Origin of the sequence: Pseudoalteromonas sp. AS71 (assembly GCF_038900275.1) — a bacterium.
Lineage (GTDB): Bacteria > Pseudomonadota > Gammaproteobacteria > Enterobacterales > Alteromonadaceae > Pseudoalteromonas.
Window position 1 is genome coordinate 18128 of record NZ_JBBMQZ010000012.1, and the last position, 18854, is coordinate 36981.

At 38.4% G+C, this 18854-nt stretch carries 23 protein-coding genes; 17 read left to right on the forward strand and 6 right to left on the reverse strand.

Annotated features, from left to right (window positions below):
• The first annotated feature begins 84 nt into the window (after positions 1–84).
• Complete coding sequence (locus WNY98_RS10505) at positions 85–1155, forward strand: glycosyltransferase family 1 protein (protein WP_342877865.1); 1071 nt, start codon at positions 85–87, stop codon at positions 1153–1155.
• Complete coding sequence (locus WNY98_RS10510; RefSeq protein ID WP_342877866.1) at positions 1155–2240, forward strand: glycosyltransferase; 1086 nt, start codon at positions 1155–1157, stop codon at positions 2238–2240. Before WNY98_RS10505 ends, WNY98_RS10510 begins: the two co-directional genes overlap by 1 nt.
• Position 2241: 1 nt before the next feature.
• On the opposite strand, the gene WNY98_RS10515 is transcribed toward WNY98_RS10510, so the two are convergent.
• Entirely contained in the window at positions 2242–2970 is a 729-nt protein-coding gene (locus WNY98_RS10515; RefSeq protein ID WP_342877867.1) for a 3-deoxy-D-manno-octulosonic acid kinase, read from the reverse strand.
• Positions 2971–3092: 122 nt separating this feature from the next.
• On the opposite strand from WNY98_RS10515, the gene WNY98_RS10520 reads away from it, so the two are divergent.
• From WNY98_RS10520 to glpG, 6 genes are all read left to right on the forward strand, one after another.
• On the forward strand, positions 3093–4151 hold the full coding sequence (locus WNY98_RS10520) for a glycosyltransferase family 9 protein (protein ID WP_342877868.1): 1059 nt from the start codon (positions 3093–3095) through the stop codon (positions 4149–4151).
• The gene (gmhB, locus tag WNY98_RS10525) at positions 4151–4714 is read left to right on the forward strand and encodes a D-glycero-beta-D-manno-heptose 1,7-bisphosphate 7-phosphatase (RefSeq protein WP_024598950.1); all 564 of its coding nucleotides are present in this window, start codon (positions 4151–4153) and stop codon (positions 4712–4714) included. Before WNY98_RS10520 ends, gmhB begins: the two co-directional genes overlap by 1 nt.
• 169 nt (positions 4715–4883) lie before the next feature.
• Complete coding sequence (locus WNY98_RS10530) at positions 4884–6077, forward strand: glycine C-acetyltransferase (RefSeq protein WP_342877869.1); 1194 nt, start codon at positions 4884–4886, stop codon at positions 6075–6077.
• A gap of 50 nt (positions 6078–6127) precedes the next feature.
• Complete coding sequence (gene tdh, locus WNY98_RS10535) at positions 6128–7153, forward strand: L-threonine 3-dehydrogenase (RefSeq protein WP_024598949.1); 1026 nt, start codon at positions 6128–6130, stop codon at positions 7151–7153.
• Positions 7154–7221: 68 nt separating this feature from the next.
• On the forward strand, positions 7222–7539 hold the full coding sequence (glpE, locus tag WNY98_RS10540; protein ID WP_024598948.1) for a thiosulfate sulfurtransferase GlpE: 318 nt from the start codon (positions 7222–7224) through the stop codon (positions 7537–7539).
• Positions 7536–8354, forward strand: a complete 819-nt coding sequence (gene glpG, locus WNY98_RS10545) for a rhomboid family intramembrane serine protease GlpG (protein WP_076925217.1) — start codon at positions 7536–7538, stop codon at positions 8352–8354. The genes glpE and glpG overlap by 4 nt, the downstream gene beginning before the upstream one ends.
• A 3-nt stretch (positions 8355–8357) precedes the next feature.
• Here glpG and WNY98_RS10550 read toward each other — a convergent pair whose 3' ends face one another.
• Positions 8358–8756 (reverse strand): flagellar basal body-associated protein FliL, encoded by a 399-nt coding sequence (locus WNY98_RS10550; protein WP_002961049.1) that lies wholly within the window; start codon positions 8754–8756, stop codon positions 8358–8360.
• A 154-nt stretch (positions 8757–8910) separates the two neighbouring features.
• Here WNY98_RS10550 and WNY98_RS10555 point away from each other — a divergent pair, with 154 nt between their 5' ends.
• Both WNY98_RS10555 and ubiA read left to right on the forward strand, forming a co-directional pair.
• Entirely contained in the window at positions 8911–9450 is a 540-nt protein-coding gene (locus tag WNY98_RS10555; RefSeq protein ID WP_342877870.1) for a chorismate lyase, read from the forward strand.
• Positions 9447–10325, forward strand: a complete 879-nt coding sequence (ubiA, locus tag WNY98_RS10560) for a 4-hydroxybenzoate octaprenyltransferase (protein ID WP_076925215.1) — start codon at positions 9447–9449, stop codon at positions 10323–10325. The genes WNY98_RS10555 and ubiA overlap by 4 nt, the downstream gene beginning before the upstream one ends.
• A 37-nt stretch (positions 10326–10362) precedes the next feature.
• Here the strand turns inward: ubiA and WNY98_RS10565 are convergent, their stop codons facing one another.
• The 3 genes from WNY98_RS10565 to WNY98_RS10575 form a co-directional block, all read right to left on the reverse strand.
• Positions 10363–10983 (reverse strand): 2OG-Fe(II) oxygenase, encoded by a 621-nt coding sequence (locus WNY98_RS10565; protein ID WP_024598944.1) that lies wholly within the window; start codon positions 10981–10983, stop codon positions 10363–10365.
• A gap of 91 nt (positions 10984–11074) precedes the next feature.
• Positions 11075–11959 (reverse strand): LysR substrate-binding domain-containing protein, encoded by an 885-nt coding sequence (locus tag WNY98_RS10570; RefSeq protein WP_342877871.1) that lies wholly within the window; start codon positions 11957–11959, stop codon positions 11075–11077.
• Between the two features lie 377 nt (positions 11960–12336).
• The gene (locus tag WNY98_RS10575; protein WP_024598942.1) at positions 12337–12759 is read right to left on the reverse strand and encodes a DUF2721 domain-containing protein; all 423 of its coding nucleotides are present in this window, start codon (positions 12757–12759) and stop codon (positions 12337–12339) included.
• Between the two features lie 75 nt (positions 12760–12834).
• Here WNY98_RS10575 and WNY98_RS10580 point away from each other — a divergent pair, with 75 nt between their 5' ends.
• Genes WNY98_RS10580 through tsaD form a run of 3 tightly spaced genes read left to right on the forward strand, consistent with a single transcriptional unit; the run spans position 12835 to position 14824 of the window.
• A complete protein-coding gene (locus WNY98_RS10580; RefSeq protein WP_024598941.1) occupies positions 12835–13188 on the forward strand; it encodes a DUF2007 domain-containing protein in 354 nt (117 codons plus the stop codon).
• Positions 13181–13771: a YjaG family protein gene (locus WNY98_RS10585; protein ID WP_007584732.1), complete on the forward strand. Its 591-nt coding sequence runs from the start codon at positions 13181–13183 to the stop codon at positions 13769–13771. The genes WNY98_RS10580 and WNY98_RS10585 overlap by 8 nt, the downstream gene beginning before the upstream one ends.
• A gap of 39 nt (positions 13772–13810) precedes the next feature.
• On the forward strand, positions 13811–14824 hold the full coding sequence (tsaD, locus tag WNY98_RS10590; protein ID WP_342876548.1) for a tRNA (adenosine(37)-N6)-threonylcarbamoyltransferase complex transferase subunit TsaD: 1014 nt from the start codon (positions 13811–13813) through the stop codon (positions 14822–14824).
• An 11-nt stretch (positions 14825–14835) separates the two neighbouring features.
• On the opposite strand, the gene plsY is transcribed toward tsaD, so the two are convergent.
• On the reverse strand, positions 14836–15447 hold the full coding sequence (gene plsY, locus WNY98_RS10595) for a glycerol-3-phosphate 1-O-acyltransferase PlsY (protein WP_002961038.1): 612 nt from the start codon (positions 15445–15447) through the stop codon (positions 14836–14838).
• A 230-nt stretch (positions 15448–15677) separates the two neighbouring features.
• On the opposite strand from plsY, the gene folB reads away from it, so the two are divergent.
• The 4 genes from folB (at position 15678) to mpl (ending at position 18854) form a co-directional block, all read left to right on the forward strand.
• Positions 15678–16037 carry a dihydroneopterin aldolase gene (gene folB / locus WNY98_RS10600; RefSeq protein WP_342877872.1) on the forward strand — a complete coding sequence of 120 codons (360 nt, stop codon included), beginning with the start codon at positions 15678–15680 and terminating at the stop codon, positions 16035–16037.
• On the forward strand, positions 16038–16526 hold the full coding sequence (folK, locus tag WNY98_RS10605; protein ID WP_024595488.1) for a 2-amino-4-hydroxy-6-hydroxymethyldihydropteridine diphosphokinase: 489 nt from the start codon (positions 16038–16040) through the stop codon (positions 16524–16526). It begins immediately after the preceding gene.
• Positions 16523–17323, forward strand: coding sequence for an undecaprenyl-diphosphate phosphatase (locus WNY98_RS10610; RefSeq protein WP_182670780.1), 801 nt, complete (start codon positions 16523–16525; stop codon positions 17321–17323). Before folK ends, WNY98_RS10610 begins: the two co-directional genes overlap by 4 nt.
• Positions 17324–17498: 175 nt before the next feature.
• A complete protein-coding gene (gene mpl, locus WNY98_RS10615; RefSeq protein WP_342877873.1) occupies positions 17499–18854 on the forward strand; it encodes a UDP-N-acetylmuramate:L-alanyl-gamma-D-glutamyl-meso-diaminopimelate ligase in 1356 nt (451 codons plus the stop codon).

Sequence of the window (18854 nt, forward strand, 5' to 3'; positions counted from 1 at the left end):
ATTTAATATATTAAAACGTAACCTAGCTATCGAAATAAGTATCTGATTGGTATACTTGAGTTCAAATAGGAAATTGAGAATGTAATGAGCAACAAACGACTTTTATTTATTCCCGTATCATCACCAGAAGGCATTGGTGAATATATGCGCTCGTTGTTGTTGGCTCAAAGTTTAAAGGCAGAACTTACTGATTCTCTCGATATTCACTTCATATTAAATAAGCATACAAGTTACGCAAAAGATTGTCCTTTTGAAGCCACATTACTTGAACACTCAGCTACGAAAGAGCTGGATTCTGTTTGCGACTTTATAGAGCAATTTAAACCTGACGTCGTTGTTTTTGATTGCGCAGGACGTGCAGGGCATATGAAGGCGGCTAAAAAGGTAGGCGCTAAAGTTATATTTATTTCTCAGCATGCAAAAAAACGTGCTAAAGGTTTAAAACTTAACAGAATTAATTTAATTGATACACATTGGGTTGTACAGTCTGATTATTGTATTGAGCCACTTACATGGGCTGAAAGTACGAAGTTAGACATGTTTCCCTTGGCACATCCTCGTAATGTAGGTCCTTTTGTTACATTTGCGTCTTGTGTGCAAAAACGTGATGTCTTAAATCGCTATAACTTAGTACCGGAAGGCTATTTCATTGTTAATGCTGGCTCAGGCGGGCATATATTAAATAATATTAATTGTGCTGATGTTTACTTTAAAGCCGCGCTTAAAATTACTAAACACACTGGTTTAAAAGCAGTTGTTGTGTTTGGTCCCAATTATAAGAAATCCATTCCTGAAAGTGATGAGGTTACTTGTTTAGCAAGTCTTCAAAGTACTGATTTTTTGGCATTAATGAGCCAAGCTAAAGTTGCATTACTGAGTGGCGGCGATACCCTACTACAAGCAATTGCAGTTCAAACCCCCGTTGTGGCATGTGCTATCTCAAAAGATCAAAATACACGTTTGGATCATTGTGTTAATGCAGGTGTTGTCATAAAAGCAAATCTTGATATTGATGAAATTACTACGAAAGTAGCTCAAGTTATTACAGAGCCCTTTTATAGTGAATTCGTTTCTAAATATAATCAACTTGATAATACACATAGCTTCGAAGTGATCACTGACGGTATAAAAAATATGCTTACAGGGGATCGCTAATGAATATAGTGATTGTAATTGATTCCCTAGTGGGTGGTGGTGCTGAAAAAGTAATGCTTACCCTTGCTGAGGAAATGGCCAAGTTACAGCACAGAATTACTATTTTGTCTCTTGCTAACTCTATTGAATATAATATTCCTGAAGTACTTTACGTGGAGAGTTTATTCACACATAGGGCATCAAAAGTAGATCGATTTTGGCAGCGTAAAAATAGTGTATTGAAACTAGAAGCGTGGTTTGAAAAAAAACAGAGCGAGATAGGTGATATTGATTTAGTACTTTCTAATCTTGATAGAAGTAATAATTTACTCTCAAAAAGTAATATCAAAAATGTTCACTTTGTTATTCATAACTCCGTTAACGCAGAACTTGCACGTCAAAAAAAGTTAGGTCCATTTTCATACTTATATCTTAAAAAGAGTAAGCAAAATTTAAATGGTAAATCACTTATTTGCGTATCAAAGGGTGTTGAAAAAGAAATAACACAAGGGGATTTAATTAACCCAAGTGCAATTGCGACTATTTATAACCCGTTCGATTTTGAAAAAATAAACCAACAAGCAAATGAGCAAAATAACAATATCCCAAATGAGCCCTACTTAATTCATGTAGGAAGGCTCGCCAAACAAAAACGCCACGATATATTGTTTGCAGCCTTTGCAAAGCTTGATAAAAAATACAAGCTAGTCCTTTTATGTAATAAACCTGCAAAAGCGTTTAAGCTTGCACAGCAATATGGCATAGAAAAACAGTTAGTAGTGCCTGGATTTCAACAAAACCCGTACAACTGGATTAAGCAGGCTGAGGCTTTAGTGTTGAGTTCTGATTTTGAAGGGCTTCCAACGGTATTAATTGAGGCTTTAGCGGTGGGGACTCCGGTAGTTAGCACTAATTGTACATTTGGTCCAAGCGAGATATTAACAGGCGAGCTGAGTAAATATTTAGTACCCATTCAACAAAGTGAGGCATTAGCCAATGTTGTTAAGCACGTACTAGCAGACAAGCCAAATGTAGAAAACGCAGATATTCTAAAACAAGTACAGGCAGAGCAGGTTGCTCTGCAGTATTTAGCATTGGCTAACTAAGTTAACTTATATTAGCTAGCGCTTTAAGGTAGTTGCCGTGTAGGGTTTGCCAGTCACTCGCGTGCCAATAGAATAGCTCGTTTCGACCTTGCTCTTTTAAAAATGAGCGCTCAAGACGTGCCATATTACTTTGTTGCCACTGCAGATTAGGTATTTTTATTTCACCTCTATCAAAGTCGATAATATAAACATCACCAGTATCATCAAACAAAATGTTATTAATGTTTAAATCGGCGTGATACACACCTTTTGAATGAAATAGCGCGATTGTTTTAGCTATGCGCTCTAACTCTTCTTCGCTCAATGGGCGTTCAATTAATACATCGAGTACACTTTTAGCGCCTTTAACAGCCTCGGTAATAATATCACCACGATAAATTAATCCGCTACGTGTTACTTTAGCTGCAATAGGGGTTGGTACATTTAAACCAAGTTCTTTAAGTTTACTCATTAAGCTAAACTCTTTATACACACGGGTTTGTTCAAGTCCTGGGTATAAATACTGATCGCTTAGCAATTTACCCACTAAGCCACCGCGCCAATAATGTCTAAGTACGGCTGTTAATTCGTCTTGCTTAAAAAACCACGCAGTTGCTCGACCTTTTTTAGCGCCCACAATTTTATTTTGTTGTTGCCAATAATTTGCATCAAACCAATCGAGGGTAATTTGGCTTGTGTATTTAGGGTGGCTTAATACAGTGTGGTTGCCTTGCACGTGTTGTTTAAACATAGCTCTGTGTAATTACTAAATAATGTGTCTATATTAGCGCGTTTTAAAGCGCAGGATAAGTGCTTGCAATAGCGTGATTATAATTTAAGATCGGCTTTTGTATTTAATACCTAAGGGAATGCGTGACTCAAGCTCCTAATTATTCATCTATTTGTATATTAAGACTCTCAGCCATTGGTGACGTATGTCATGGTGTGAGTGCTGTACAAGCTATTCAAAAAGCACACCCTAATGCAAAAATTACGTGGGTTATTGGCAAAATAGAAGCCATGCTACTTGCCGACTTACCTGGCGTTGAGCTGGTGGTATTTGATAAAAAACAAGGCAAAGCAGCGCTTAAAAGCTTAAAACAACGCTTTAAAGATCAAAAGTTTGATGTGTTACTTAACATGCAAGTTGCACTTAGGGCTGGGTTTGTAGCGCGCTGTATTCCGGCAAAAGTAAAAATAGGCTTTGATTGGGCGCGTTCAAAAGAATTGCACAGCTTATTTATTAATAAACGAATAGAGCCACAAGCTCAGGCGCATGTGCTTGAGGGCTTTAAAGGTTTTGCAAAAGCCATTGGTGTAGCTGATTATAAACCAAAGTGGAACATGCCATATACAGAGCAAGACCAAGCGATTGCCGATGAACTACTCACACCAGAATACCTAACTAATAAACTATTAGTAATATCGCCAGCGGCAAGTAAAGCACAGCGTAATTGGCTCGCTGATCGTTATGCAGCGCTTGCCGACTACGCCTGTGAGCAAGGCTTTAAGGTGGTATTAACGGGTGGTCCAACAGAGCTTGAAATTAACCTAGCAAATAGCATTGTTGAGTATAGCAAAACACCTATTTTAAATTTAGTGGGCAAAACTAAGCTCAAAGAGTTGTTGTGCGTGTTAAAGCGTGGCAGTTTAGTGCTTGCGCCCGATACAGGCCCTGCGCATATGGCGGTAACGGTGGGTACGCCGGTTATTGGTTTATATGCACATTCAAACCCAGCACGAACAGGCCCTTACTTATATCAAGATTACGTGGTTGAGGTTTATCACCAAAACTTGCTTAAGCAAACAGGTAAAACAGCAAAACAAGTCTCGTGGGGTACGCGTGTAAAAGGCGATGATTTAATGAGCCAAATTACAGTTGATGATGTAAAAGCGATGTTTGACCATGTTGTACAAAAAGAGTCTTTGTAATGAATGCACAACAAAAAAATAAAGCGCTTTTTTTAGACCGAGATGGCGTGGTAAATGTTGATCATGGTTATGTGTATCAAAGCGATAAATTTGAATTTATTGATGGTGTTTTTAGCACTTGTAAAACATTTTATGATGCGGGCTATAAAATCATAATCGTCACTAATCAATCTGGAATTGGCCGAGGTTATTACACCGAAGCTGATTTTTTAGCACTAACTGATTGGATGAAAACCCAATTTAGCGATCACAGTATTGAAGTTACCGATGTGTACTTTTGCCCTCATCACCCTAAAAAAGCGCACCCTGAATATTTGAAAGAGTGCAGTTGCAGAAAGCCTGCGCCAGGGATGTTATTGCAAGGCATGCAAGAGCATAATATCGACCCTGCTTGCAGTATAATGGTGGGCGATAAACTCAGTGATATGCAGGCTGCAAAAAAAGCGGGCATCACTACCCGCGTTTTAGTGCGTTCGGGTCAAAGCTTTGATGAAAGTGCTAAACAAGAGGCTGATTTAATTATCGATTCTATAAACAGTTTACCTGCACTTTTAAATACATAAATAAACTAAACAGATTAGCCTGTAAACTGGCAGGAATTCCTTCCAGTTTAGGGCGTTTGCGACGAACTGCAAACCGTGCATTTTCCCCATTAAACTTTTACAATACCCCCCATAATAAACAGTCGCTTAAATGTGGTTGTTTACCCGTTCAAATAAATGGAGAACACAGATGAGAGCATCTGCTTTTTTTAGCCAGCTACAACAGCAAATTGAAGACGTAAAAACCGAAGGTTTGTATAAAAGCGAACGTATTATTAAATCTCAGCAGCAGGCTCAAATCGAAGTTGCGTCAGGTAAAGTAATCAACTTTTGTGCTAATAACTACTTAGGTTTAGCTAATAGCCCAGAGCTAATTGAAGCTGCGCAAAACGGTTTAAATAATCATGGTTTTGGTGTTGCGTCTGTTCGTTTTATTTGTGGCACGCAAGATATTCATAAAATACTAGAGAAAAAAGTCAGTGAGTTTTTAGAAACTGAAGACACCATTTTATATTCTTCATGTTTTGATGCAAACACAGGTTTGTTTGAAACTATTTTAGGCGCAGAAGACGCTATCATTTCTGATTCATTAAACCATGCATCAATTATTGATGGTGTACGTTTATGTAAAGCTAAGCGTTTTCGTTATGCAAATAACGACATGGCTGATCTTGAAAAGCAGCTTATTGCAGCTGATGAAGCTGGCGCTAAAACAAAACTAATTGCTACCGATGGCGTGTTTTCGATGGATGGCGTTATCTGTAATTTAGAAGCTGTGTGTGACCTAGCTGATAAATACGATGCACTTGTTATGGTTGATGACTCTCATGCTGTTGGCTTTGTTGGCGAAAACGGTAAAGGTACACCAGAGTACTGTAATGTATTAGATCGTGTAGATATTATCACCGGTACATTAGGTAAAGCGTTAGGCGGCGCATCAGGTGGTTATACATCGGGTAAAAAAGAAATTGTTGAATGGTTACGCCAACGTTCACGTCCATACTTATTCTCAAACTCATTAGCGCCTTCAATTGTTACTGCGTCAATTAAAGTACTTGAAATGCTAGAAAATGGCGGCGAGCTTCGCGCTAAACTTTGGTCAAATGCTAAATATTTCCGTGAGCAAATGGAAGCTGCTGGCTTTACGTGTGCAGGTAAAGATCATGCAATCATCCCAGTAATGCTAGGAGATGCAAAAGTAGCCTCGTTAATGGCTGATAAGCTACTTGCTGAAGGTATTTATGTTACTGGTTTTTCATTCCCTGTAGTACCAAAAGGGCAAGCCCGCATTCGTACACAAATTTCAGCGGCGCATAGCATTGAGCAACTCGATACAGCTATTGATGCATTTACCCGTATTGGTAAAGAAATGGGCGTTATTTAATTTTATTTTAAACCGAAGCCTTGCTTCGGTTTTTTAGTTGAGTGTGGATTATGAAAGCATTATCTAAATTAAAAGCAGAACCGGGCATTTGGATGACAGATGCACCAAAGCCAGAAGTGGGTCATAACGACTTACTAATTAAAATTCGCAAAACAGCTATTTGTGGTACCGACGTACATATTTACAAGTGGGATGAGTGGGCAAGTAAAACTATTCCTACTCCAATGGTTGTTGGTCACGAATATGTAGGTGAAGTCGTTGATATGGGCCAGGAAGTTCGTGGCTTTAATGTTGGCGACCGCGTATCGGGTGAAGGTCATATTACGTGTGGTCATTGTCGTAACTGTCGTGCAGGGCGCGTACATTTATGCCGTAATACAACGGGTGTGGGTGTAAACCGTGAAGGCGCGTTTGCCGAATATTTAGTTATTCCTGCATTTAACGCATTTAAAATTCCAGATAATATTTCTGATGAACTGGCTTCTATTTTTGACCCGTTTGGTAATGCAGTTCATACCGCATTATCATTCGACTTAGTTGGCGAAGATGTACTTATTACTGGTGCAGGCCCAATTGGTATTATGGCAGCAGCTGTAGCAAAACACGTGGGTGCTCGCCACGTTGTTATTACCGACGTAAACGAATATCGCCTAGATTTAGCACGTAAAATGGGTGCTTCACGTGCTGTAAACGTGGCAAGCGAAAAGCTTGAAGACGTAATAAAAGACTTAGGTATGACAGAGGGCTTTGATATTGGCCTTGAAATGTCAGGTGTGCCAAGCGCGTTTAATTCAATGCTTAATAACATGAACCACGGCGGTAAAATTGCCATGCTAGGTATTCCACCATCAGATATGGCAGTTGACTGGAACCAAGTTATTTTTAAAGGTTTAGTGATTAAAGGTATTTACGGTCGCGAAATGTTCGAAACGTGGTACAAAATGGCAAGCTTGATTCAATCTGGTCTTGATTTGAACCCAATCATTACACATCAGTATTCTGTGGATGACTTCCAAGCTGGCTTTGATATGATGATTTCAGGTCAGTCAGGTAAAGTAATTTTAAACTGGGATTAGTTCCTCACTAAATTACAAGAAGGGCGGCTTTAGCCGCCTTTTTTATACTATTAATTAAAGAGACTTCAATGGCATTTAAACACATTTCTATAGCGCAAACGTTAGAGCTTCTAGATAAAGAAGACGTTGTAATTGCAGATATTCGCGATCCTAATTCGTATCAAGCTGGTCGTATTCCAGGCTCAGAAGCACTTTCTAACGGTAATATTGCACAATTTATGATGGAAAAAGAATTCGATCAGCCAATTATTATTGTGTGTTACCACGGTATGAGCTCTCAGGGCGCAGCTAGTTATTTAGTTGAGCAAGGCTTTGAAGATGTTTATAGCATGGATGGTGGTTTTACCGCTTGGGAAGTAGCTTACAGCGAGAAAGTAGAGCGATGATAGAGCTTGGCAGTTTAAATAACCCGCGCGCCGCACAGGGCTTTATAGATTATTTAAAAAGCCAAGGTTTGAAAGGGCAATTAGATTCAGCAGATGGCAGTAATGTTATTGTTAGTGTGCTTGAAGAGGACTTTCATCAAGTTCAGCCTCTATGGGCTGAATTTACACAAAACCCTAATCATGAAAAATACCTGCAAGCATCTTGGGATGTAGGCAGCACGCAATCGCCGCTTAAATATCAAGGGCAATCACTTAATCTAATAGCCCGTTTTAAAGCACTCAGCTGGTTAAATCAAACCGTAAGTATTGTAAGCGTTATAATTTATTTTGCTTTTTTACTAGGTGGTTTTGAGACCATTTACACTATGATGCAGTTTAAACCTTCGCAGCCTTTAAGTTGGTTAACGCCCGCGCTCGTACACTTTAGTGCGATGCATATTGTGTTTAATTTAATTTGGTGGATGTCGCTTGGCGACAATATAGAAAAGCAATGCGGAAAACTCAGCTTAATAGGTTTGTTTTTAGTGACTGCACTTATTAGTAATTGGGCGCAATACCTAATGGTTGGTCCCAACTTTGGCGGTTTGAGTGGCGTAGTATATGGGTTACTTGGTTTTTGTTGGATTCATAGCTTTTTAAATCCGAACAAACCTGCGTTGGTTAGTACGGCTATTGTTGGTTTTATGTTGATTTGGTTAGTGCTAGGGTTTGCAGATGTATTGTTTGTAGGTATGGCTAATTGGGCGCACTTAGGCGGATTAGTTAGCGGTATGGCTTTTGCTTATACCGCCAAAGTATTTAACGTAAAACGTTAAATACTAATGATATAAATATTTAGTGAACAAGACTTCACGGATGATCTCTTGCCCTGTTTCTTCTTTTAAAAGGCTTTTTAGTTTTTCGGCGCACTTTGCGCGTATTTCTTCACGGCCAGTAAGGGATTTTATTTTTTCTTCAGGCTCTTTAGATAAAATCTCTACTAGGGCATCACGAAGTAATGGCGTGTGATGTTCAACGACTGCAATATCAGAAGTATCAGTAAGCATTAAATCAATAGTTACACGCACATAGCCCATTTTTTTACTTGATGCGCCAATGTAGTTGGTGATTATATCTGGCTCAAAACCAAAATAACCAACTGTAGATTCAGCACGGGCTGTAAAGCTTATGACGCTTACAAAGAACGTAAAAAGACCTGCGTATACTATTTTTTTCATATTTAAAGCGTTTCTTAAAACTTGTTACAAATAGTTTATACTTAATAGTGGGTAATAAACAGCGCCAAGCAATTATTTATGGTTATAAAACATCACTTTTTCAAAAGCTTTGGCAATGGTATCATCTCGTTGTTTTTTATTTTGTTGAGCTATTGTGATTACTTATCCTCTGTCTATATCTGCTAATTGGCAGCCCACTTCATATGTAAGTGATTTATCTCCTCTAGAGCAAGAATGGCTTTTTGAACCTAATTCTTTAACTGCTAAATTAAAAAGTAAATCACAAATTTTTAGTGTAAGAGTATTAAGTGAGCAGTTATTTACTTTAAGCCTAGAGCAAAAGTTACTACTAAACAGCGCAGCTAAAACAGCGATTAATCGAGAAGTACTCTTATTGTGCGATAATAAACCTATGGTGTACGCACAAAGCTGGCTTCCTAAAAATGATTCGAGCAATCCTTTGCACAATATGGGTGAACGACCTCTTGGTGATGTGATTTTTCAAGACCCAGCACTAAACCGCACGGATATAGAAATTGCTTATTTTGATGCCAAGCACCCCGTTCAGCAATTAGTTGCAAAATTAAACCTACCCGAGAAAAACTTACTAGGGCGTCGAAGTGTATTTTCCCTCAAAGAATATAAATTTTTAGTGTGTGAAGTGTTTTTACCAGGAGCATATTTATACTCATGAAATTAGCCGCTTTAAAGCCAAAACATATTTCTTACTATATACAGCTAATGCGTATAGATAAGCCCATTGGTACCTTGTTATTACTTTGGCCAACATACTGGGCTTTATGGCTTGCTAATAGCGGGATGCCGAGCTTGCTCAACTTTATTGTATTTACACTGGGCGTTGTTGTTATGCGAAGCGCAGGGTGTGTAATTAATGATTTTGCTGATAGAAAAATAGACGGCTCGGTAAAACGCACAGCTCAACGGCCGCTAGCTTCAGGGCTGGTTAGTAGTGGTGAAGCTCTTAGTCTATTTTTATTGCTCATAGTTATTGCGTTCATTTTAGTATTAATGCTTAGCTTTAATACTATTTTACTTTCTTTTGGGGCGTTGGCTTTAGCCTTTTGCTACCCTTTTATGAAACGCTATACACAATTACCACAAGTTGTTTTAGGGGCTGCATTTGGTTGGGCTATTCCAATGGCCTATATGGCTTCAATAAATGCATTACCGCAGCAGGCATGGTTATTATTTATAGCCAATATTTGTTGGACAGTTGCTTACGACACTATGTATGCGATGGTTGATAGAGATGACGATTTAAAAATAGGGGTAAAATCAACCGCTATTTTATTTGGTAAATACGATCGCCATATTATCTTTTTACTTAATGCTGTATTTATAGCGCTGGTTGCGTTTATTGGTATAAGCAATCATTTAAGTGTCGCGTTTGGCATTGGTTTGAGTGTAGCAGCTGGTTTATTGGCATATCAACAAACGCTTATTCATAAACGTGAAAGAGAAGCCTGCTTTAAAGCGTTTTTAAATAACCATTATGTGGGTTTGGCTATCTTTATAGGGTTATTACTTTCATACCCAATAGCATTTTAAAGCCTTAATAAAGGCTGTTAAAATTCGCTATTTAGAGCTACCTGGGCGGATCAATAATGCCGCTAATAGAGGCGTTTTTTCTAAACCACCCTGCAATAGAGTAGCGTTCGTCAACTGCGGGAAGTACTTCGTGAGCAAAACGTTCGCTTTCAAACATAACCAATGTGCCAGCAGTTGGTTTAATCGTTATTTCTACTTCTTTACTTTTAGGTTTATAAATAACAAGTTCGCCACCTTGCTCTGGCGTATTTAAATAAAGCACCGTTGTAAATACACGATTAGATCGACCTTTGAATGCATCTAAGTGTTTTTTGTAAAAATCACCCTGTGTATATTTTGCATAATGGCATTCGTAATCAAATAGCCCCATAAAAAAGCTACGATTTAACGTGGTTTTTATACTTTGCATTATTGCTTGATACGTAAGCTGTGCTTGAGAGCTGCCGTCAAACCAATAAGTTTTGTCAGTACGAATAGTTTTATCTATTTGTAAGCTATTTAGTCGACCAATACCAGCAAGGCTAAAGTGGGGGTTTATACGGTGACAATCTGCAACTAAATCTGCAACTAAATCGGCAATAAGCGCGTTATGAATTACGGTGTATCCTTGGCGTTCTATATCATCTAAATAGACATCAGGACCAAAAAGTGTGTTCATTCACATCAGCTGTTTAAAAAAGGTGCGACAGTGTAGCCGAAAAGCGATTTAAAGCTACTGTTTATTGCGCCGCACTTTTTCAAATATTGGATTAGCTAAATGTAGCTCCCGCTTTCTTTATAAGCGATAGTAAATGCTCTACATGTTCAGTAATAGAGGTTTGCTGGCTTGTTTGTACAACGAGTTGTTCGTGATTTAGATCTTTATTTGTTTTTAGTTGCACGAGTTCAGAGTTCTCTGCGATTGTGTTTGCATGCTCAATGCTCGCAATAGCAAAGTGATCTGATTTAACTACACCGGCCATTACTTGCTCAATACTGCCCACTTTAATACTTGATGATTTATTTAAAGAATCGATTGCTTCATTAAGCATAGTTTGCACTTGTTTAGATTGAGAGAAACAGCCAAACATAGGGTAGTTATCAAGGTTTTGCTTACTTATATCGTTTTTATGTGCAAGAGGGTGGTTTTTTGAAACAAATAATACAAGCTGATCAGGTAAGTGAATGTCACTGCCAATACTATTAATAGCTTGAGAGTATACACTTATGTCTATTTCACCTTGTTGAAGTCTGCGTGTTAGCTCTTGCTGATCTTGTAACTGCATTTCAATTTTTATATGAGGATATTGAGCTAAAAACTGTCCACAAGAGATAGGAACTATGCCACTTGCCTTGTTGGTATAACCAATAACCAGTTTCTCATTAGCATTACCGTTTACTGATTGAAAAATCCGTTTTTTCGTTAGCTCAAGTTCCGATAAAGTCGTTTTAGCATATTCAAGAAAAAGTTCGCCTTCTGGCGTTAATTTAACTGAACGTGTTGAGCGTTTTACTAACTCATATCCCATTTCATTTTCAAGTGTTTGAATGCTGCGCGTCAGCGCTGAAGTACTAATCTGGGTTTGTTCAGCTGCTTGTCTAAAATGACGTAATACACCAAGTGCTACAAATTGCTCTAATTGTTCAAATCTCACTTTATAGTCCCTTTTTATAAGTAAGTCGCAGATACCACGGACATCAAATATATTAATTTTTATTCTAAAGTTTAGTAAAATTCTATATTGAAATACGGTTGCAAGTTCATACGTGTTTCCAGCAGGATACCCCCCTTTTAGTATTAATTAAAGAGGAAAGCGACCAAATAGTATTACTTTTTTAATTGATAACTAGTTGTTTATTGTGTTTTGTCTGTATTTTTGCAATTAACTATCTAGGCAAAGTTATTTTAACTCAGTGGGTTAGATAGCCGGTTGGGATTCAATTGTTCTAATTAATAAAAAAGTACGCCCCAAAATGGGGTGTACTTACAACATGATTGTGACAAATAATAGGGTGTTTTATCTATAGGAGTTTATTTTACAAAATTTCTATTTATTCGGTTGCTTAATGGTTTGTTTTCAATGCTTTGCAGTTCTATTTCAATTGCATCACAGGAGATATGTATTTCAAATAAAGACGTTAACAACGATAAACTTAAGCAGGCTAAGCTAATGCCGAATAAAATAATCCCCGTGGTATTAAATTCAATAAATAAAGCAAACATCGAAAATGTACACAGTAAAAAAGAGGCTACCCCATAAACTTGCATTGTTCTGATTAAGTTTATTCGTTTACGTAAGTTGGTGATTTGAGCCACTACAACGGGGCGTATAGATTCACCCTCGCGTGCATTTAACTCCCTAATTAATTGCGCTAAAACTAAAAATCGGTTTGTATAGGCTAATAATAGCAGCGATATGGCCGGGAAAAGTAGGCCCGGGGTTGTAAGTGTCATGTTTATTCCTTAAAAGTGCAGCATGCTAGTAATCTAGCGCAGGATATTGTTAACACAAAATAAATGAGGTGAATATTGCAAAATATTAATAATAAAAACTCAACAGATAGCTCCTTTCAATGGGTTACAATTTATAAAGCCGAAAACACCCTTGAAGCTAATATTATTAAAGGTTTAATACAAACCAGTGGTATTGAATGCAAAATAAAAGGTGAGATGCTCCAAGGCGCAATGGGAGAAATTCCATTTGATCAAGCACAAGTTAGTGTGCAGGTTTATGCGATAAAAGAGCGCCATGCGCGCCAAATATTGGTAAACTATCAACAAGTAAAACAATCCGCTCCAGATTGGGTATGCCCTAACTGTAATGAGCATAATGGATCAACATTTGATTTTTGTTGGTCGTGTGAGACGTTAAAGAATGACTAAAGCAAATAATTTTCAGCGTATTAGAGAGCTTAACTATTTACAAAAAGCCGTTTTAGCGAGTGCTCTAATAGAGCGAATGCTGCCAAATTACGGTTTATTTAGTGAAGCAACGGGGTTTGGTGATGAAACCTTATTACGCAATTCGCTTAATGTTTGTTGGGAAAAAATATTACTGCCTAAAAGTAAAATAGATCTCGAAAAACAAGTTGAAAAAATAGAACCGAATGTTCCTGAACTTGCTGATTTTGATATGTTTGGTACTTACCCTGCTATTGATGCCGCAACGTCTTTACTTAGCTTAATGCACGGTCTAATGGCGCAAGATGAACAAGAGTTCATTAGTGTCAGTAAAATATCTCAAGCAACAGTGGCACGCTTTATTGAATATCAAATGACGGTTGAAGGTGAGGTTGCAGATAACACCGCTGTAAGAGAACACCCATTAATGCAATACGAAATTGAAGTATTAGGTGAGCTAATTGATTTTGTAGAAAATATGGGGCGTATCACCTCTGATAGCGTAAAAGCACTTAAAAAGTTTGCCCTAGAAGATGGTCAAACAAATATTGGTCTTACGTTATAAAAACAGCGAAGTAAAAACTTTAAAGGCAGGAGAAGTACAGTGCGAATTTTAGGCATTGAATCGTCATGTGATGAAACAGGTATTGCAATATACGATGACGAAAAAGGCTTGTTAGCTCATCAATTATACAGCCAGGTAAAAGTACACGCTGATTATGGCGGCGTTGTACCGGAACTTGCATCGCGCGATCATGTTCGTAAAACGCTACCACTTATAGACGCAGCATTTGAGCAAGCGGGTTGTGGCCCAGAAGATTTAGATGGTATTGCTTATACTGCAGGCCCAGGTTTAGTTGGTGCATTATTGGTAGGTACTTCTATTGGTCGTTCATTAGCATACGGTTGGGATATTCCAGCTGTTGCTGTTCATCATATGGAAGGGCATTTACTTGCTCCGATGCTTGAAGACAATATTCCTGAGTTTCCGTTTATTGCATTGCTTGTATCGGGCGGTCATACCATGATGGTTAAAGTAGCGGGTATTGGACAATACGAAGTATTAGGTGAGTCAGTTGATGATGCCGCAGGCGAAGCCTTTGATAAAACGGCTAAGTTACTTGGTCTTGACTACCCTGGAGGTCCGCGATTAGCTAAAATGGCCGAACAAGGCGTTGCGAAGCGTTTTATTTTTCCTCGCCCGATGACCGACAAACCAGGTCTTGATTTTAGTTTTAGTGGTTTAAAAACTGCTGCATCAATCACTATTCGTGAAAATGACGACGACGATCAAACTAAAGCTGATATAGCGCATGCATTTCAAACAGCGGTTATTGATACGCTGGTTATTAAGTGCAAGCGAGCGCTTAAACAAACAGGTATTAAGCGTTTAGTAATCGCCGGTGGTGTGAGTGCAAATACACAGCTTCGACTGCAGCTTGAACGCGTAATGAAGGGTATGAAAGGCGAAGTGTTTTATCCGCGTACTGAATTTTGTACCGACAATGGTGCAATGATTGCTTATGCCGGAATGCAACGTTTAAAAGCAGGGCAATTTGCCACGCTTGATATGAAAACAAAACCTCGTTGGCCTATAGATAGCCTTGAGCCGATTTAATGACTCATATTTTAGATATTTTTGTTTTCATCGGTGGGTGCTTTTTTAGCACCCACTTTTGGTTCTTCCCCACTAAATAATCGAATAATATTAGTACGGTGACGAAATATAATTAACAGCGTGATAAAAGTAACGGGAAGAGTATAAAGTGGCTTTATTAGCCATGTATACAAGGGCGCTAGAGATACAGCAACAAGCGCCGCCAGTGATGAATAGCGTGTTATTGCCACTATAACTAACCAAGTACACACAAGTAAACCTGCCAATGATAAGCCAATAGGTAATAATGAGCCAAATGCCGTTGCTACGGCTTTACCGCCTTTGAAGCTAAAAAACAGTGGGTACATATGGCCTAAACAAGCAGCTACTGCGACTAAACCAAGCTCTAAAGGTTCAACTTCTAAAAAATAAGCCCCCCATACCGGAATAGTGCCTTTTAAAATATCAAACACTAGAACCAAGCAAGCCGGAAATGCTCCGCCTAATCTATAAACATTTGTAGCTCCTGGGTTATTAGAACCACTATTACGAGGGTCTGGGAGTTTGAACAACCGCGACACTAAAATAGCCGACGAAATCGACCCAAGTAAATAAGCTAAAACAAACATTATAGTGGCTAACACGCGCTTCCTTATTTTTTAATTGCTATACCAATTGATAGTGCTTTTAGGCTATTATTGACAGCAAAATTTATCGTAAAAATTATTAACAGGCTATTTAATAGCTAGTTTAGTTATTTTGCTATTGTAGAAGTTATTTTTACATATTTAAACACTGGCTAAACCATATACAGTATTAATTTTATTGATGCTTAGTATAGTTGCTTAGTAGTTTGTTGTTATTTGGAGTATCAATGGATAAGGTTTTTATATCTCAATTGCACGTCGACACTATTATTGGAGTGTACGACTTTGAAAAAGAAAGTAAACAGAGCCTTTATTTTGATATTGAAATGCTAAGCGATATTAAGCCTGCAGCTGAAAATGACGATATTAATTTAGCACTGGATTACTCAAAAGTAAGTGAGCGAGTTATTAAGCACTGCACTTTAAAACCTGTAGAGTTGCTAGAAACTTTAGTTGAACAATTAGCGCATATTATTTTAAGCGAGTTTAATACTCCACAAGTTACTATAAGAGTAAGTAAACCAGCAGCAGTAGCACAAGCGCAAACTGTAGGTGTTGAAATTACACGTGTTAAGGCAACTGACTAAATGGCTCAAATTTATATCAGCCTAGGGTCAAATATAAATAAAGCGCATTATATACAATGTGCATTAATTGCACTTAAGCAGCACTTTGAACATATTGTACACTCGTCTGTTTTTGAAAGTGAAGCAGTAGGGTTTGCTGGCAATAATTTTTATAATTCAGTCGTTGGCGCTACAACTGATATGTCGCTTGTTGATGTATGCGCTTTATTAAAACAAATAGAGCGTGATAATGGACGCACAGCGAACGATAAAAAGTTTAGTCCACGAACGCTCGATTTAGATTTACTGTTTTATGATGATGTAATTTGCGACTCCCCAGCGCAATTACCACGAGATGAAATAACTAAAAACGCATTTGTATTACAACCTCTTAGCGAGGTTGCCCCAGATTTCTATCATCCTGTAGCTAAACAAACGATTGCGCAGTTATGGAATGAATATAATAACCCTCAACAAAAGCTATGGAAGGTGGAGTTTTCTAACCCATGAGTATCATCGAAATAATTATTTTAGCCCTCATACAGGGATTTACTGAGTTTTTACCAATTTCTAGTTCTGCGCACTTAATTCTCCCATCGCAAATTTTAGGCTGGGAAGATCAAGGGCTTGCGTTTGACGTGGCAGTCCATGTTGGTACTTTAATTGCTGTTGTTATTTATTTTCGCAAAGAGGTCGTCGACATACTCAGTGCGTGGTTTAAATCCTTTGGAGCACAGGGTACTAGTGATGATAGTAAGCTAGGTTGGTGGATAATTTTAGGCACTGTGCCTGCCGCTATTTTAGGCTTACTTTTAAAAGACTTTATAGAGTTGTACCTACGAAGCGCTTGGGTAATTGCTACTACCACAATTGTGTTTGGTTTATTGCTTTGGTACGCGGATGCAAAAGGTAAGCAAATTAAAACTATTTATCAGCTTAATTGGAAAACAGCACTTATTATTGGTTTTGCACAAGCTGTTGCAATGATCCCGGGAACTTCTCGCTCAGGTATCACGATGACTGCTGGTTTAATGCTTGGAATGAATAAGCAAAGCGCAGCGCGTTTTTCGTTCTTACTGGCAATTCCAATTATTTCTATGATGGGGCTTTATTATACTGCAGAGCTTGCTTTGGGTGACCATGTGGTTGATTGGAATACATTATTACTAGGTGTGGTGCTATCGTTCTTATCGGCTTATGCATGTATATTTATGTTTTTAAAAGTAATAGAGCGAATGGGCATGTTGCCATTTGTGATATATCGTTTATTGCTCGGTGTAGGTTTAATAGTATTTTTAATGATGTAGCAAATAATGACTAATAAAAAAGCCTTCTAATTAAGAAGGCTTTTTTATTATCAAGTGGTCATTTTGGCACGAGTGAAGTGCTTACTCGCAATGGTAACTAAGCACGAATTTTGGCATTATAGCGCCATTAAACTTTGCATAGCTGTAAAGTGAGCATACGATTTAAGGAAAGTATATGCATATACATATTTTGGGCATTTGTGGCACGTTTATGGGTGGCATTGCAGCCATTGCTAAGTCATTAGGTCATAAAGTAACGGGTTCTGATCAGAACGTATACCCACCAATGAGTACGCAACTTGAAGAGCTTGGCATTGAACTAACTCAAGGCTATGCGGTATCTCAGTTAGAGCCAAGGCCAGATATGGTCGTTATTGGTAATGCAATGAGCCGGGGTAACCCATGTGTTGAATATGTGCTTGATAAAGGCCTGCCTTATACTTCAGGCCCTGAGTGGCTTAAGCATAACTTACTGCAAGATTCTTGGGTGCTTGCGGTTGCTGGTACGCATGGTAAAACAACCACAGCAAGTATGCTTGCGTGGGTGTTAGAGTACGCAGGTTTAAAACCAGGGTTTTTAATTGGCGGCATAGTCCAAAATTTTGGTGTATCGGCCAAAGTCGGCGAAACGCCATTTTTTGTTATTGAAGCCGATGAATACGACACTGCTTTTTTTGATAAGCGCAGTAAGTTTGTACACTACCTTCCGCGTACGCTTATTTTAAACAATCTTGAATTCGATCACGCTGATATTTTCGAAGATTTAAACGCAATAAAAAAACAATTTCATCACTTAATGCGTACATTACCTCAAAGCGGCAAGGTAATTTGGCCTAAGCAAGACGTAGCGCTTAATGACGTAATAGCACAAGGGCTTTGGAGCGAAAGCGAAACGCTAGGCGATGATTGGAGCTATGAATTAATAAAAGCCGATGGTAGTGAGTTTAATGTACTTTTAAATAACGAAAAGCAGGGCACTGTTTGCTGGCAAGCAATAGGCGAACATAACGTTAAAAATGCAATTATGACTATCGCAGCAGCGCGCCATGTGGGTATAGCTGTTGATCATAGTATTGATGCCTTAAGTGAGTTTATTAGCCCTAAGAGGCGTATGGAGCTAAAGGCTGATATAAATAATATTAAGGTGTATGACGATTTTGCGCATCACCCAACAGCAATTAAAACTACGCTTGCAGGACTGCGCGCGAAAGTAGGCGATGAAAAAATTATCGCTATTTTAGAGCCGCGCTCAAACACCATGAAAATGGGTGTGCATCAATATACATTATTAGATTCACTGCGTGATGCTGATGACGTACTACTTTTTGAACCAGAGAATCTAAATTGGTCGCTAAAAGAGCAAGCAGATAAAGCGGGTATGCAGTGCTTTAGCAGCACACAAACAATTATTGATACGGTGCTTGAAAATATTGAGCCTAATCAACATATTTTAATTATGAGCAATGGTGGTTTTAATGGCCTTCATCAACACCTTGTTGATGGTTTAGCTGATAAATACAGCGGAGAATAG

Bases quoted from the DNA above. Each gene is read 5' to 3' on its own strand.
- WNY98_RS10505 (WP_342877865.1), top strand. From the start codon at position 85: ATGAGCAACAAACGACTTTTATTTATTCCCGTATCATCACCAGAAGGC.
- WNY98_RS10510 (WP_342877866.1), top strand. From the start codon at position 1,155: ATGAATATAGTGATTGTAATTGATTCCCTAGTGGGTGGTGGTGCTGAA.
- WNY98_RS10515 (WP_342877867.1), bottom strand. From the start codon at position 2,970: ATGTTTAAACAACACGTGCAAGGCAACCACACTGTATTAAGCCACCCT.
- gmhB (WP_024598950.1), top strand. From the start codon at position 4,151: ATGAATGCACAACAAAAAAATAAAGCGCTTTTTTTAGACCGAGATGGC.
- WNY98_RS10530 (WP_342877869.1), top strand. From the start codon at position 4,884: ATGAGAGCATCTGCTTTTTTTAGCCAGCTACAACAGCAAATTGAAGAC.
- tdh (WP_024598949.1), top strand. From the start codon at position 6,128: ATGAAAGCATTATCTAAATTAAAAGCAGAACCGGGCATTTGGATGACA.
- glpE (WP_024598948.1), top strand. From the start codon at position 7,222: ATGGCATTTAAACACATTTCTATAGCGCAAACGTTAGAGCTTCTAGAT.
- glpG (WP_076925217.1), top strand. From the start codon at position 7,536: ATGATAGAGCTTGGCAGTTTAAATAACCCGCGCGCCGCACAGGGCTTT.
- WNY98_RS10550 (WP_002961049.1), bottom strand. From the start codon at position 8,756: ATGAAAAAAATAGTATACGCAGGTCTTTTTACGTTCTTTGTAAGCGTC.
- ubiA (WP_076925215.1), top strand. From the start codon at position 9,447: ATGAAATTAGCCGCTTTAAAGCCAAAACATATTTCTTACTATATACAG.
- WNY98_RS10565 (WP_024598944.1), bottom strand. From the start codon at position 10,983: ATGAACACACTTTTTGGTCCTGATGTCTATTTAGATGATATAGAACGC.
- WNY98_RS10575 (WP_024598942.1), bottom strand. From the start codon at position 12,759: ATGACACTTACAACCCCGGGCCTACTTTTCCCGGCCATATCGCTGCTA.
- WNY98_RS10585 (WP_007584732.1), top strand. From the start codon at position 13,181: ATGACTAAAGCAAATAATTTTCAGCGTATTAGAGAGCTTAACTATTTA.
- folB (WP_342877872.1), top strand. From the start codon at position 15,678: ATGGATAAGGTTTTTATATCTCAATTGCACGTCGACACTATTATTGGA.
- folK (WP_024595488.1), top strand. From the start codon at position 16,038: ATGGCTCAAATTTATATCAGCCTAGGGTCAAATATAAATAAAGCGCAT.
- WNY98_RS10610 (WP_182670780.1), top strand. From the start codon at position 16,523: ATGAGTATCATCGAAATAATTATTTTAGCCCTCATACAGGGATTTACT.
- mpl (WP_342877873.1), top strand. From the start codon at position 17,499: ATGCATATACATATTTTGGGCATTTGTGGCACGTTTATGGGTGGCATT.